Annotated in this window: 16 protein-coding genes; 7 read left to right on the top strand and 9 right to left on the bottom strand. The window is 33.1% G+C overall.

Annotated elements, in window-relative coordinates:
* From B4I81_RS04770 to B4I81_RS04750, 5 genes are all read left to right on the top strand, one after another.
* Positions 1-2013 (top strand): translocation/assembly module TamB domain-containing protein (locus tag B4I81_RS04770; protein ID WP_291108270.1); only part of this gene is annotated, 2013 nt, incomplete at its 5' end.
* A gap of 134 nt (positions 2014-2147) precedes the next feature.
* Positions 2148-3134, top strand: a complete 987-nt coding sequence (pfkA, locus tag B4I81_RS04765; protein ID WP_291108268.1) for a 6-phosphofructokinase — start codon at positions 2148-2150, stop codon at positions 3132-3134.
* Positions 3135-3161: 27 nt separating this feature from the next.
* Entirely contained in the window at positions 3162-4172 is a 1011-nt protein-coding gene (gene gap / locus B4I81_RS04760) for a type I glyceraldehyde-3-phosphate dehydrogenase (RefSeq protein ID WP_291108266.1), read from the top strand.
* 71 nt (positions 4173-4243) lie between these two features.
* On the top strand, positions 4244-5095 hold the full coding sequence (locus B4I81_RS04755) for an N-acetylglucosamine kinase (protein ID WP_291108264.1): 852 nt from the start codon (positions 4244-4246) through the stop codon (positions 5093-5095).
* Between the two features lie 96 nt (positions 5096-5191).
* Positions 5192-5554 carry a methylglyoxal synthase gene (locus tag B4I81_RS04750; RefSeq protein ID WP_291108262.1) on the top strand — a complete coding sequence of 121 codons (363 nt, stop codon included), beginning with the start codon at positions 5192-5194 and terminating at the stop codon, positions 5552-5554.
* Between the two features lie 67 nt (positions 5555-5621).
* Here the strand turns inward: B4I81_RS04750 and B4I81_RS04745 are convergent, their stop codons facing one another.
* The 9 genes from B4I81_RS04745 to B4I81_RS04705 form a co-directional block, all read right to left on the bottom strand.
* Positions 5622-6152 (bottom strand): hypothetical protein, encoded by a 531-nt coding sequence (locus tag B4I81_RS04745; RefSeq protein ID WP_291108260.1) that lies wholly within the window; start codon positions 6150-6152, stop codon positions 5622-5624.
* A gap of 10 nt (positions 6153-6162) precedes the next feature.
* Positions 6163-6753 carry a hypothetical protein gene (locus B4I81_RS04740; protein WP_291108258.1) on the bottom strand — a complete coding sequence of 197 codons (591 nt, stop codon included), beginning with the start codon at positions 6751-6753 and terminating at the stop codon, positions 6163-6165.
* A gap of 38 nt (positions 6754-6791) precedes the next feature.
* A complete protein-coding gene (locus B4I81_RS04735; RefSeq protein WP_291108256.1) occupies positions 6792-7721 on the bottom strand; it encodes a transglutaminase domain-containing protein in 930 nt (309 codons plus the stop codon).
* A gap of 27 nt (positions 7722-7748) precedes the next feature.
* Complete coding sequence (locus tag B4I81_RS04730; protein WP_291108254.1) at positions 7749-8594, bottom strand: substrate-binding domain-containing protein; 846 nt, start codon at positions 8592-8594, stop codon at positions 7749-7751.
* The gene (locus B4I81_RS04725) at positions 8591-9145 is read right to left on the bottom strand and encodes a GNAT family N-acetyltransferase (protein ID WP_291108252.1); all 555 of its coding nucleotides are present in this window, start codon (positions 9143-9145) and stop codon (positions 8591-8593) included. Before B4I81_RS04725 ends, B4I81_RS04730 begins: the two co-directional genes overlap by 4 nt.
* 62 nt (positions 9146-9207) lie before the next feature.
* Complete coding sequence (locus B4I81_RS04720; RefSeq protein ID WP_291108250.1) at positions 9208-10074, bottom strand: nucleoside phosphorylase; 867 nt, start codon at positions 10072-10074, stop codon at positions 9208-9210.
* Between the two features lie 143 nt (positions 10075-10217).
* Positions 10218-10550 carry a translation initiation factor gene (locus B4I81_RS04715; RefSeq protein ID WP_291108248.1) on the bottom strand — a complete coding sequence of 111 codons (333 nt, stop codon included), beginning with the start codon at positions 10548-10550 and terminating at the stop codon, positions 10218-10220.
* A gap of 52 nt (positions 10551-10602) precedes the next feature.
* Positions 10603-10986: a GxxExxY protein gene (locus B4I81_RS04710; protein ID WP_291108246.1), complete on the bottom strand. Its 384-nt coding sequence runs from the start codon at positions 10984-10986 to the stop codon at positions 10603-10605.
* A gap of 148 nt (positions 10987-11134) precedes the next feature.
* Positions 11135-12088, bottom strand: coding sequence for an isopenicillin N synthase family dioxygenase (locus B4I81_RS04705; protein WP_291108244.1), 954 nt, complete (start codon positions 12086-12088; stop codon positions 11135-11137).
* A 336-nt stretch (positions 12089-12424) separates the two neighbouring features.
* Between B4I81_RS04705 and B4I81_RS04700 the strand changes: the two genes are divergently transcribed.
* Entirely contained in the window at positions 12425-14401 is a 1977-nt protein-coding gene (locus B4I81_RS04700) for an alpha-ketoacid dehydrogenase subunit alpha/beta (RefSeq protein WP_291108242.1), read from the top strand.
* A 757-nt stretch (positions 14402-15158) separates the two neighbouring features.
* The coding region (locus B4I81_RS04695) for a DpnI domain-containing protein (RefSeq protein WP_291108272.1) at positions 15159-15277 on the top strand (119 nt) is incomplete at its 3' end.

The raw sequence follows: 15277 nt of genomic DNA, 5'->3' as shown, positions 1-15277 counted from the left end.
AAATTATCCTTTGATGATGTAGATTTAAATAAGGTTACACCAGCTTTGGATAGTTTATCATTTGGCGGAAAAATTAATGGAAATATTACCTACAAACAAGATAGAAATAAATATGAACCTATTTCAAACTTAACTATAGATAGTTTGAAAATAAATCAGTTTTTACTAGGCGATTTAGACTTTAAAATAGAGGGGAATGAAAATTTCAATCAGTTTAAAGTGAAGTCTAGTTTGAAACAAGAAGGACAAGAACACTTTTTCTTAGATGGAAAAATTAATTTTGTTGGACAACAATCAAGCTTGGATTTGGTTGCAGGATTCGATAAGTTTAATTTAGCCCCTTTTGGATCGTTGCTTGGAAGTGTTTTATCGGATGTAAGAGGAAATGCTACAGGTAGAACTACAATAGGAGGTTCATTAACAGAACCTGAAATGGATGGAAGACTCTATCTTAATGATGCCGGAATGCGCGTTCCGTATTTGAATGTAGATTATGCTTTCGAAAAAAATGCCATTGTTGATTTAACTGAGCATCAATTTAGTCTTCGGAAAATTGAAGTAACCGATACCAAATACAAAACAAAAGGGGTTATTGATGGAACTATTCGTCATGAAAACCTTGGCGATTGGGAACTCGATTTGCATTTGATTTCGGATAATATTTTAGCATTAGACACTAAAGATTCAGAAGATGCCTATTATTACGGAACTGCTTTTATGAAAGGGAAGGCTAGTATTACAGGGGCAATAAATGCATTAAACATTAAGGTTTCAGGGGAGTCTGAAAAAGGGACATCGATAAAAATTCCAGTAAATGATGACGAGGACTTGGGTAACAATTCATTCATAAATTTCATGACAGTTGCTGAATACCAAAAATCATTAAAAGAAAAAATTACTAAAGGGAATCGTTATCAAGGTATTGAGCTAGATTTTAATTTTGATATTGACACCGATGCAGAAATTGAAATTATTCTGAATAGAGAAACAGGACATGCAATGAAAGGAAAAGGTGTTGGATCCATGCAGATGAATATTAATACTTTAGGGAAATTTGAAATGTTTGGGGATTTTATTGTGCAAGAAGGGCAATATAATTTTAAATACGGCGGTATTATAGATAAAAAATTTAATGTCGAAAAAGGAGGTACTATTCGTTGGGATGGAGAGCCTATGAATGCAGTCTTGGATTTAAAGGCTACCTATAAAACTATGGCAAATCCAGCTGTATTAATAGAGAGTGCTTCATTAAATAGAAAAGTGGATACCAATGTTTCCATTTTGCTAAATGGTAATTTAGATAATCCTCAACCCGATTTTAGTATTGATTTCCCTACTGTAAGTTCGGTATTAAAAAGTGAAATTGATTATAAATTACAAGATAAAGATACACGACAAAACCAAGCTTTTGCTTTAATGGCAACAGGTTCCTTTGTAACAGCTGAATCTACTGGAAATGCGGCATATGGCTCTTTAATAGAAGGAGCAAGTTCGATTATTAATGGTTTGTTTGCAGATGCTGATAGTAACTTACAATTAGGATTAGACTATTCTCAAGGCAATAGATTAACTGAAATCTCAGATCGAGTGGGGGTAACTTTAAGCACAAGAATTAGTGATAGAATTACGATTAACGGAAAGGCAAATGTACCCGTAGGAGGTGTGACAGAATCTATTATTGTAGGAAATCTTGAAGTTTTAATACAGCTTAATGAAGATGGCTCATTGAATGCTCATGTATTTAATAGAGAGAATGATATCAATTATGTTGGTGATGGAATAGGATATACTCAAGGTCTTGGAGTTACCTATAATGTCGAATTTAATACTTTTAGAGAAATGCTCAAAAAGATATTTAATTCAAATCGAAATAGAAAAAAAACTTCAAAATCTCATGATGATTTACCTGATTCAGATTTTCCAAATGAGTTTATAGAATTTATAAATCAAAGAAAATTTAAATCAAGCGAACCTAGTAAAGAAGAGCCAATTAAGGCTCCAGAAATCGATTAATTCTTAGTTATTTAATACTAAAATCAAAAAGTTATTAACGAAAACGTTTGAATTTGCCGCTATCATTAAATAGTTTGCAAAAATTGCTCTTTTTTTGTTTTCCGTTTTATAACTTTACATAAACAATCAAAAATATGTCAATAAAGATTAAAAAAGTTGGTGTTTTAACTTCAGGGGGTGATTCTCCCGGTATGAATGCTGCAATACGTGCAGTAGTAAGAGCTTGTGCCTTTTATAATGTGGAATGTGTAGGTATATATAGAGGTTATCAGGGAATGATAGAAGGTGATTTTAAAGAAATGGGACCACGTGATGTAAAAAATATTATCAATAAAGGGGGAACTATTTTGAAATCGGCGCGTTCAACTGAATTTAAAACAAAAGAAGGTAGAAAGAAAGCTTATGATAATTTGGTAGCAGCAGGTATTGATTCTTTTGTTGTTATTGGAGGTGATGGTAGTTTTACTGGAGCAGAAATCTTTAATGAAGAATATGGATTTCCGGTAATTGGAATACCAGGAACCATTGATAATGATATTTATGGTACCAGTCATACTTTAGGATACGACACTGCTTTGAATACCGTAATTGATGCTATCGATAAAATTAGAGATACCGCAAATTCACACAACCGATTATTCTTCGTTGAAGTAATGGGAAGAGACGCAGGGCACATTGCTTTAAATGCTGGAATTGGAGCAGGAGCAGAAGAAATTCTTATTCCGGAAGAAGATTTTGGTTTAGACCGATTAGTTGAATCGTTAAAAAGAAGTAAAGGTTCAGGAAAAACTTCAAGTATAGTAGTGGTTTCTGAAGGAGATAAAATAGGTAAAAATGTTTTTGAATTAAAAGATTACATAGAAGAAAACATGCCTGAATATGATGTTCGTGTTTCGGTTTTAGGGCATATGCAACGTGGTGGCTCTCCTTCTTGTTTTGACCGCGTATTGGCTTCAAGATTAGGAGTTAAAGCTGTAGAAACTTTATTAGAAGGAAAATCTAACTACATGGTAGGTTTGAATCAAGATAAAATTATGTTAACCCCTTTAGAGCAAGCCATCAAAGGTCAAAGTGAAATCGATATGGAATTGGTAAAAGTATCCGATATCGTATCATCATAATAAATTTGTAAATTAAAGAAAATAAAAATGTCAAAGGTAAAATTAGGAATTAACGGATTCGGTAGAATCGGAAGAATTGTATTCAGAGAAACATTCAACAGAGATAACGTAGAAGTAGTAGCTATCAACGATTTATTAGACGTAGATCATTTGGCTTATTTATTAAAATACGATTCAGTTCATGGTCGTTTTAATGGAAAAGTTGAAGTTAAAGACGGAAAATTATATGTAAACGATAAATTTATTCGTGTTACAGCTGAAAGAGATCCAAAATTAATCAAATGGGATGATGCAAGTGTAGATGTAGATGTCGTAGCAGAATGTACGGGAATTTTTACTACTCTAGAAACTGCTCAAGCACACATTGATGGAGGTGCTAAAAAAGTAGTAATTTCTGCTCCTTCAGCTGATGCCCCTATGTTTGTAATGGGGGTTAATCATAATGAGGTTAAAGCTACTGATACTATTGTTTCAAATGCTTCATGTACTACAAACTGTTTAGCTCCTTTAGCTAAAGTAATCAATGATAATTTCGGAATTGTAGAAGGATTAATGACAACCGTTCACGCTTCAACTGCAACGCAAATGGTTGCCGATGGACCTTCTAAAAAAGATTGGAGAGGTGGTCGTGCTGCTTCTGTAAACATTATTCCTTCTTCTACAGGAGCTGCTAAAGCTGTAGGAAAAGTTATTCCTTCATTAAATGGAAAACTTACAGGAATGTCATTCCGTGTTCCTACAGTAGATGTTTCTGTAGTTGACTTAACCGTTAAATTAGAGAAAGAGACTACTTATGAAGAAATCATGAAAGTACTTAAAAATGCTTCTGAAACTTCAATGAAAGGTATTTTAGGATTTACGGAAGATGATGTAGTTTCACAAGACTTTGTTTCTGATTCTAGAACTTCAATTGTTGATGCTAAAGCTGGAATCGGATTGAATTCTACTTTCTTCAAATTAGTTTCATGGTATGATAACGAATACGGTTACTCAAGTAAATTAATTGATTTATCGGTACATGTTGCTGGTTTAAAATAATATATTAAAAAAAAATCCCGCCACATTTTATGCGGGATTTTTTCCTCCTAAACTAAACTAACACCCAACAAATGAAATTATTAGTTGACAGTGGTTCTACAAAAGCCGATTGGATTGCAATTGATGATAATGGAAAAGTAGTATTCACTACTCAATCTTTAGGATTAAACCCTGAAGTATTAGACAAAGACGAAATTATCAGCCGATTAGAAGATAAGTTTGATATTTCGCATAATAAAGATAAAGCTACTCACTTGTTCTTTTACGGTGCAGGATGTGGAACAGATCGTATGAAAGACTTTCTAACTTTAGTTTTTCAAGATTATTTTAAGCATGCAGTTGTAGTTGTTCATGAAGACACCTATGCGGCGGTTTATGCTACAACTCCTAAAGACGAAAAAGCCATTGTTTGTATCTTAGGAACGGGTTCAAATTGTTCTTATTTTGATGGAAAAGTGTTGCATCAAAAAGTACAATCTTTAGGGTATATTGCTATGGATGATTGTTCTGGAAATCGTTTTGGACGTCATTTGATTCGGGCTTATTATTTCAATAAAATGCCTAAAGAATTAGTTCAAGAATTTGAAGAAGAATATAATTTAGATGCCGATTATATCAAACATAATTTATATAAAGAGCCAAATCCTAATGCGTATTTAGCCACTTTTGCGAAGTTTTTAATTCGTCACAAAGACACCGAATTCTGCCAAAAATTGATTCAAAAAGAAATGGAATCTTTTGTTGAAAATTATATTGAACAATTCGATAATTGTAAAGAAGTTCCGGTACATTTTATTGGTTCTATTGCTTTTTATTTGAAAGAGGAACTAACATCAGTACTTGAAAAAAAATCTATTAAAATAGGAAATGTTCTAAGAAGACCGATTGATGGTCTAATAGCATATCATGTTTTAAACAAATAAAAAATTAATTTAAAGTTGATTAAATCCCAAATCATATCATTTTTGATTTGGGATTTTTTTATTATTACATTTGTGAGGAATGAATTAAATTAAATTATGGAATTAGCTATTATTGCACATGATGGAAAGAAAGCCGATATGGTACAGTTTTTAAATAAGAATAAAACCATTTTATCAAAAGAAAATATTAAAATAATTGCCACCGGAACCACTGGAGGTAAAGCAGAAGCGGCAGGTTTTAAAGTAAAAAAGATGTTATCTGGTCCTTTAGGAGGTGATGCCCAAATTGCAGCTCGTGTTGCTGAAGGAAAAACTAAAATGGTTTTGTTTTTTAAAGACCCAAACTCTAATCATCCCCATGAAGCCGATATTAATATGTTAATTCGAATTTGCGATGTACACAATGTGCCATTAGCCACTAACGAAGCCACAGCTCAGTTAATGGTTTTAGCACTATAATATTTACTTAATTGAAAAATGTTTTATATATCAGTAGAAAAATCCTTAAAGTTGTCTGTTATATAAATCAATTAATTGTAAATTCTAACATGTTATTAGGTATTCCTGTAACACTAGTCTTAACAGTTACCATTACTGCATTTTGAGCATTAAGGGTTACAATTTCAGGGTCAAATGAAATACGGTATTGTCCTGTTGTTAAGGTAATTTTACTTTCATATTCATAAGTAGTATCTATGGCATCTAATACGGCAATTCCTGAAATATAACTTCCTGTTTGATTTTCACCATTTAGTAAAACAATATTTGATGGAGTTATGTATTCCCATACATTATTACTGTTCTTCTTTTGTATGGTATAGTTGAAAAACATTTTTCTTGAGGTGCTCGTTAAAAAAATGTCGAAAGGATTTGTTGTTTGAGGCAATATTCGAGGAATATTACTCGAAACAGTTACTTCATCTCCTGTAAGGCTAACTTCAATTAAATCATTTGCTGTTAAAGTAGTAGAAGCAAAAAATTCATCATCACTTTCTGTACAACTTGTAAATACAAATACCGGAATAATAAACGTAAGAATAAATATGTATTTTTTCATGATATTTTACTTAAAATCTATAACCTAAATTAATTCCCATTCTCGCTACTGTTGATGGACTGTTTTCTTGTAATATGTTTTTACCAATACCCACAGTCAAGTCTATTACAAAACATTCTTTTAGGTATAATTTATAACCTATCGAACCTCCTAAAGCCAGATCGGTATATCGATGTTTTGTTATTACAACATAGTCGGCACTTCCATTGTTTAAATGCGTTAACTCTTTATAATTACCACCATTAACATTCACAAAACCTTCTAAATAATATAAATTTGTTGCGCTTTTAGATAAAGCATATCGAACATATGGAATTATTTGATAATCAATTAAAGTTCTTGTATCGTCAGTAAGAAAATTATCTCTTGTACTTTTTTTATTTAAAAAAATACCAGTAATACCCCCTGAAAAATCTTTGTTTAAAAAACGATCGTATGAAATACCTAATCTTCCGTAGGTAACAAAATGGAAAACATCTATTTTTAACTCACTTTTTTTAGACAAAATTGGAGATGGAAGTGAATCATAAGCGGTTGAATTACTTTGTGAAAAAGCGTTAATCGAAAGGAATATCACTAATAAATAGCTTATTTTTTTCAAAAAATAGGGATATTGTTTTTGTAAATATATTAAATTTATCAATTGAAAGTTAGTGCTCCTAATATTTCTTCACTCATAAATTTTCCACCCGGATAGGTAGCTGTGTAATCTAAGTTGAGCCAAATATGTCCTCGTTCATCAATGTGATAATGAATTTGCTGGTTATAACTTTCTTGTTTAAAAAGTACCTCTTTAATTAAATAAATGGCGGTTTCTAAATCGTTTTTATTACCAATCAACATTTCAGGGTATAAATGGCCTCCAGTATGAATAATTCTAGGTGTTCCACCAATAGCTTTAATACAGGCAGCCATCAAAATAGCGTGGTCATCACAATCACCCGAAAAATGTTGTAAACTTTCTGAAGCGTAAGCAATATATTCTCTTCCTTTTGGATCGTTCACGTAATTCCAACGGTTTCTAATTTCTTTAAAAACAGCAAAACACTGAATCATTCTTCGGGTTTCGCCAGTTTGTTTGATTTCTCTGAAATGTTTCGTTGTTGCATATAAGGCAAAGTTTCTAACTTTCGGATTAGAAAAATCTACCGCTTTAATGATTTTAGATTTATTAGGAAAAGGAAGCAATTTGGCTACAATAATGTCTTGCGGATTTGGTGTTTCGCTCATGGAATACACCATATAACGATAATCTTCAAAAACCCGATTAAAACCATAATTTCCGAACAAAGTTCCGTATAACAAAGCAATTAAGTATAGAAAAACAATCAGAATAATGATGGTTTTCACCAATCGAAGAACTAGTTGAATGGCTACAAGAATAAGGATGAATATGATGATTCTATCCAAATGTAGTGACCATTCTAAATCGATTAAATTTTGATGTGCAATTAAAAAAAGAGGAATAGCAATTAAGATATTCAACAAAAAAATGACAACATTATCCCACGGCTTCGGTAAAGAAAGCTTTTCTTTGAGTTCGGCGATAGTTGGGATTTTAATTGTCATTTCGTTTAAAACGATAAAAATACGGAATTATTTAAGTATAGACTCTTTTGGGACTTTTTTCTCGATAATTTGAAGCTTCAAAAGTTGTTCCATTATTTTATCTAATGTTGGACCCGTCATTTGTTTTTGCGACCAACGTGTTAGTTTTAACCATTCTTGAATAGCTTCCACTTTTTGATTGTATTTAGAAGCTAAAGTTCTGTCAATACTTGGAATCATTTTGAATTCTTCGGTTGTGGTATTGATGATGTCTAAAATTTGGTCGATTACTTTTGGCTGATTTTCTAAAACTTCATTTCGTACCGCAATTACGAAACAAGGCCAAGGAGTAGGGCAATCCGCAATTCTTCTGAAAATGCCTTTATCGACAAGAGGTTGCGTCATAAAACGCTCCCACATGAAGTAATCTGCTTTCCCTGAAGTTAAACTTTCAACGGCGCCATCAATAGTGTTTACGATTTCGAATTGTAAGTTTTCGGTGTTCCAATTTTGATTTTGAGCATTCACTATACTCATCAAATGCGAGCCTGAACCCATTCGAGAAATCGCTACTTTTTTATGTTCTAAATCCGAAAGTGTTTTAGAATTAGAATTAGCAGCAACGTGAATTCCCCAAATTAAAGGACTTTGTACATAAACTTGCACAATCTTGCTCGGATTTCCAGCTGCGATATCTTTTATTATGCCTTCAGTAAGAATTACAGCAATATCGGTTTCGCCATCGCGCAACATTTGACACAATTTTCCTGTACCTTCTGGGACATCAGTCCATTGCAAGTCGATTCCCACGGCTTCAAATTCGCCATCTTCGATACACATGTGCCAAGGTAAGTTGAAATGTTCTGGAACTCCAGCTATTTTGATTGTTTTCATTGTTCTAAATTCTGATTTCTAAATTCTAATTTCTTTAACAGCCACCATTTCCAAGTTATGCCATTTTCATCAGGATAATCTTCCATAAAATGGAAACCTACTTTTTGCAACACATGGTTAGAAGCTCCGTTTTCGGCATGAGTATAAGCATTCATTTCTTGAATGTTCATTTGGTTAAAGCCATAATCTAGCCAAGCGTTTGAAGCTTCAGTAGCGAAACCTTTGTTCCAAAATTTTTCATTTAAACGATAGCCGTAATCATAGAAATTAGTGTTTCCATTTTCTACGTGGTCGTTTACAAATTTAATTCCTGTCCAACCAATTAATTCATTCGTGTTTTTAGTAATAGCTACAAAACGCCCAATTCCGTTATTGATGTATTGCTTTCTAACCATATCAATATAAGCATGAACTTCGTCAATATGTACAACGGGTTTTTGCCACAGATATTTGTGCACATTAGGATTGCAATCCATTTCAAATAGAGCATTTGCATCTTCGTGACGCATTTCTCTTAGGATTAATCGGGGTGTTTCTAGAATTAAATTCATTTTGTTTTTGGAACACAGATTGTAGAAATTTTAAAAATTTCAATAATTTTTTAATTGTTTTTTTACTCTGCTAACTTATTTAAAGTATATTCAATTAATTCATCTACAGCTTTATATGGGTCTTCACTGAAAGTTCCAGTTGCACGGTTAGCGATGATGGCATTTAAGGATAAACAGTTGTGACCTAGTAGTTTTCCTAAACCATAAATAGCGCCTGTTTCCATTTCTAAATTCGTCATTCGAGTTCCGTTGAAATTGAAACTATCCATTTTAGCATTTAACTCAGGATCTTGAATTCCTAAACGTACTACACGACCTTGAGGACCGTAAAATCCGCCTGCAGTTCCTGTGAATCCTTTGAAAATTTTATCACTTTCTAAGCGTTGTTCTAAAGTTTTACTTCCTGCAATAACGTATGGGCGACCTTTTCTCATGTCCCAATTTGTTTGCTTGATGAATGCTTCTTCCATTTCAGTTTCTGAAATTTCATCAATTAAATAGGAGCGAAGCATATTATCCAATCCTAATCCATATTGACTCATAACAAAGCTATCGCAAGGGATATCCGCTTGTAACGAACCTGAAGTTCCGATACGAACAATATTTAAAGAAGTCAATTCTTTTTTAACGGTTCTGGTTGCTAAATCTACGTTTACCAAGGCGTCTAATTCATTCATTACGATGTCGATGTTGTCTGGACCAATTCCAGAAGACATAACGGTAATTCTTTTGCCTTTATAAGTTCCTGTTTGGGTTTTGAACTCGCGTTTTTGAGTCGTAAATTCGATTGAATCAAAGTGTTTTGTAATTTTCTCTACACGATTTTGATCTCCAACGAAGATAATATCGTTAGCGATTTGTCCAGGTTTTAAATTGATGTGATAAACACTTCCGTCTGGATTTAATATTAATTCTGATGCTGCTATCATTTTAGCCCCCTAACCCCCGAAGGGGGAATCCTATTAGGGGTCAATAGGTTTTAAGTTCTCGTATTTATTTTTACTAAAATATGAGATTGTTATTAATTTTATTCTTTTTTCATTTTTATTCCCCCTTTGGGGGTTAGGAGGCTTTACCCTCCAACTCGTTTTGTTTTGAATCCTTTGTCTTGTAATAGTTTCATGATTTTATCACGATAATCGCCTTGAATGATGATTTCGCCATCTTTAAAAGTACCACCAACTGCTAATTTGCTTTTGATTTCTTTGGCTAAGATTTTAAAATCTTCGTCTTCGCCCTCATATCCTGAAATAATAGTGGTAGGTTTTCCTTTGCGTTTCTCATATTTGCAAATCATTGGTTCTTTTTGAACGAATAATTCGTGAGGAAGAATTTCTTCTTTTTCTTCTTCTAAAGGCTGATGATCTGGAAATAGTTTTTTTAGTTGTTCTTCTAAACCACTCATAATTAATTTTTTTGAACGCGGATAATACTGATTTTACGGATTACCGCTGATTTTATTTTCTGTAATTTTGAAATACTTTTCTACAAAATTCAGGTTTTTTTCCAAAGTTTAATAGAAGTCCTACTTCAATATTCGTGCTTTTTAAATAATTAAGTAATTGAAATTCATGAGCTTCAGTAATTGATTCAGTAGCTTTTAATTCTAAAATTACTTTATCGTTTACTATTAAATCGGCATAATATTCTCCAACTTCAACATTCTTGTAATATACTTTTATTTGCTTTTGAGATTCAACTTCAAATCCATTTTTTTTTAATTCTGTATACAATGCATTTTGATATACTTTTTCTAGAAAACCATGTCCTAGCTCATTATATACTTCATAAAACAATTTCAAAATTGAGCCTGTTAACTCTTTGTGTAAAATACTACTCATAATTTATAATTTAATCTGCGTTAATCCGAAAAACCCGTTTCATCCGCGTTCCATTGTGGCGTGTATGTATTTTCAATTTTTAAACAAAAAACCAAACCCCAATGTTACTTGGAATTTGGAATTTTATTTTTTTTGGAATTTTTTTCCTTTATTTCTTAATCAATCCTAATTCTACCAAACGTTCATGTAAGAACTCACCAGCGGTGATGTCTTCATATAATTTTGGATTGTTTTCATCGATACATTCTGGTAAGCAATTTAAACTCATATCGCTTACTGGATGCATGAAGAAAGGAATTGAATAACGAGAAGAACCCCATAATTCTCTTGGTGGATTTACCACTTGGTGAATCGTTGATTTCAACTTGTTATTGGTGTGTCTTGATAACATATCACCTACGTTAATCATCAATTCGTCTGGTTGTGCCATAGCGTCAATCCATTCTCCGTTGTGATTTTGTACTTGTAACCCTTTTCCTTGAGCTCCCATTAATAAGGTAATCAAGTTGATGTCACCATGTGCTGCTGCACGAACGGCTCCGTCTTTAGGTTCGTCTGTAATAGGTGGGTAATGGATGGGACGTAAAATACTGTTTCCGTCTTTGATGTATTTATCAAAGTAGAATTCATCTAATCCGATGTAAAGTGCTAAAGCTCTTAACACATAAACCCCTGTTTTTTCTAACATTTGGTAAGCTTCTTTACCTACTTCATTGAATTTAGGCAATTCCGTTACTTCCACGTTGTCTGGATATTCGCCAGCCCATTTTGACCCTTCGCTAACGTATTGTCCAAAATGCCAAAACTCTTTTAAATCTCCAGCAGAGCGACCTTTTGCATGTTCTTTCCCAAAGGAAACATAACCGCGTTGTCCGCCAATGCCTGGAATTTCGTATTTAGCTTTGGTTTCTATAGGAAGTGCAAAGAAGTTTTTCACTTCTGAATATAAATCCTCAACTAATTTGTCATCTAAAAAATGACCTTTTAATGCTACGAAGCCGATTTCTTCGTAGGCTTTTCCGATTTCATTTACAAATTTTTGTTTACGTGCCGGATCATCCGACAGGAAATCACGTAAGTCAACACTAGGAATTTGTTGCATACTTAAACTTTATTGTTAATAAATCAAATGGGCTTTAACCCAAGTAAATACAAAGGTAATTATTTATTTTAATTGTGAAAGTGGAAAGTTGTTAACAATGGGGGAAAGTGAATAGGGATTAGTGAAAAGTGATTAGTGAAAAGTGATGAGTAGAAATATAGCTTGAAGTGGTTTTATAAAAACCTGATATTAATTCTTAGTGTACTTGCGTTAAAATTTAAACTTGAACTTGCTCTTGTTCTTGCCTTTGAAATTTGTCTTGTCTTTTTTTATAACAATTCGCTTTCAAAATGTTATTTTTATTACTTTTGAGCAAAATTTAATTGTTCCATCATCATGAACTTTGAAAGAAAAGAGTTATCGAATTCGCAACTACTTGATTTATACAAGAAAATCTTAAAACCGCGTTTGATTGAAGAGAAAATGTTGATTCTAATCCGTCAAGGAAAAGTGTCGAAATGGTTCTCGGGTATTGGGCAAGAAGCTATTTCTGTAGGGATAACTTCGGTTTTGGATAAAGATGAATATATTTTACCAATGCACCGTAATTTAGGAGTATTTACAACTCGTGATATTCCATTACACCGTTTGTTTTCGCAATGGCAAGGTAAGAAAAACGGATTTACAAAAGGTCGTGATAGAAGTTTCCATTTTGGAACACAAGAATATAAGATTATTGGAATGATTTCGCATTTAGGTCCTCAATTAGGGATTGCAGACGGAATCGCTTTAGCCAATAAATTAAGAAAGAACGGAAAAGTAACTGCAGTATTTACAGGTGAAGGCGCAACTTCAGAAGGTGATTTTCACGAAGCATTGAATATCGCTGCTGTTTGGGAATTACCGGTTTTATTCGTAATTGAAAATAATGGTTACGGATTATCAACTCCGACCAACGAACAATACCGTTGCGAAAACCTTGCTGATAAAGGAGTAGGCTACGGAATGGAAAGTCACATTGTTGATGGTAACAATTTATTAGAAGTGTATCATTTGATTTCGGAATTAAAAGCTTCTATGGTAGATAATCCGCGCCCTGTTTTATTGGAGTTCAAAACCTTCAGAATGCGTGGTCATGAAGAGGCGAGTGGTACGAAATATGTGCCTCAAGAATTAATGGACATGTGGGCAGTGAAAGACCCTGTTGAAAATTATAGAAATTACTTAAAAGCTACAGCCGTTTTATCAGATGAAGAAGATGAAGCGATTCGTGCTGAAATTAAGAAAGAAATCGATACCGATTGGGCAAAAGTTCAAGAAGAGCCAGCTATTGTTGCCTCTTTAGAAGAAGAATTGGGTGATGTTTATGCACCTTACGAATTTGAAGAGTTTAATCCATCTTCAGAAGTTGAAAACATTCGTGTGATTGATGCCATTTCGAATGGTTTACGTCAGTCGATGGAACGCCATGAGAATTTGGTTATTATGGGACAAGACATTGCCGAATATGGTGGTGCTTTCAAAATTACAGACGGATTTGTAGCGCAATTTGGAAAAGAAAGAGTTAGAAATACTCCAATCTGTGAGAGTGCTGTAGTTTCAGCGGCTAACGGATTATCAATAAATGGATATAAAGCAGTAATGGAAATGCAGTTTGCAGATTTCGTTTCAACTGGATTTAATCCAATCGTAAACTTATTAGCGAAGCAACATTATAGATGGCAAGAAAAGTCGGATGTAGTGGTGCGTATGCCTTGTGGTGGTGGTACCCAAGCGGGACCTTTCCACTCACAAACAAATGAAGCTTGGTTTACCAAAACACCTGGTTTAAAAGTGGTATATCCAGCATTTCCTTATGATGCAAAAGGATTATTAAATACAGCTATTAATGATCCAAATCCGGTATTGTTCTTCGAACACAAGCAATTGTATAGAAGTGTGTATCAAGATGTACCAAAAGATTACTATACGTTACCTTTCGGAAAAGCGTCTTTGATTAAAGAAGGAACAGATGTTACTATTATTTCATTCGGAGCTGGTGTGCATTGGGCATTAGAAACGTTAGCAAATAATCCAGAAATTAAAGCGGATTTATTAGATTTAAGAACCTTACAGCCAATGGATTGGGATGCGATTTATACTTCAGTTAAGAAAACAAATAAAGTAATCATTTTACAAGAAGATACTTTGTTTGGTGGTGTAGCTAGTGATATTTCAGCTATGATTATGGAAAACTGTTTCGAGTACTTAGACGCTCCAGTAAGAAGAGTTGGAAGTTTAGAAACCGCAATTCCATTTATGAAAACATTAGAAGATCAATATTTACCAAAAGGTAGATTTGAAATAGAATTAAAAGAGCTTTTGGCTTATTAATTCATTTATGATAAATTATTTAAAAGGCACTTTCGGGTGTCTTTTTTTTGGTTCTATAGTTCTCGATACAATTTTTAAAAGTAAAAATTAGCATTTTTTCTTTTAAAAATCACTCCTTTAGATTTGTTTTGATAAATTTAGGTGAATTTAGAAAAGAGAAAAGTGTTTAAGTAAACTAACAATTACTCTGAGTAAAACTCATACTTCGATATAGACTTAAACACTTTTCTCTTTTCTAAATTCACCTAAATTTATCAAAACAAATCTAAAGGAGTGTTTTGGATTTGGAAAGCCTTAGATTTGCAAAACCAAAATGTATCGAGAACTAATGAAAAAAATTCTCTTTGCATACACTATCCATACTGTATCTATATTGTATCCATACTTCTGGCATACACTAACCATACTTAACGCATACACTCCTCATACACTCGGCATACTTAAACTGAAAAATAGGTTTGGTGTTTTGAATGCTATTGACGGGTTTTGACGTGTTTTGATACTTTTTGATAGCAAATGATAGGCTAGTTGTGATTTTATGGGGGTTTTGTTCGTAGTTTGTTCGAACGTTGTTCGAACGAGCTTCGTAAAAAGGGGTGTTTGTTCGAAGGATGTAGGAATGAAGTTAGAGAAAAACACAAAAAAAAGTATTTAATTTTAAGTTTTTAGCTTGTTGAAAACTCTAATATAAATCGTTCCATTTACATTTGATTTACAATTGGTTTTTGGTATATTTGATTTATATACAAAATAAAAAATGAATTTGTCATTTAATATAAAATTAGCACATGGCTATAAAAGCAATTCTCAAATAGCGAGAATACTAACTGAAAATTGGGTTAAAGAGAATTCCCCCGCTCCCGCGCGAATCCCTTC

The organism is Flavobacterium sp. UBA6195, assembly GCF_002422095.1.
Classification (GTDB): domain Bacteria; phylum Bacteroidota; class Bacteroidia; order Flavobacteriales; family Flavobacteriaceae; genus Flavobacterium.
This window is presented reverse-complemented; position numbering and strand designations above follow the sequence as displayed.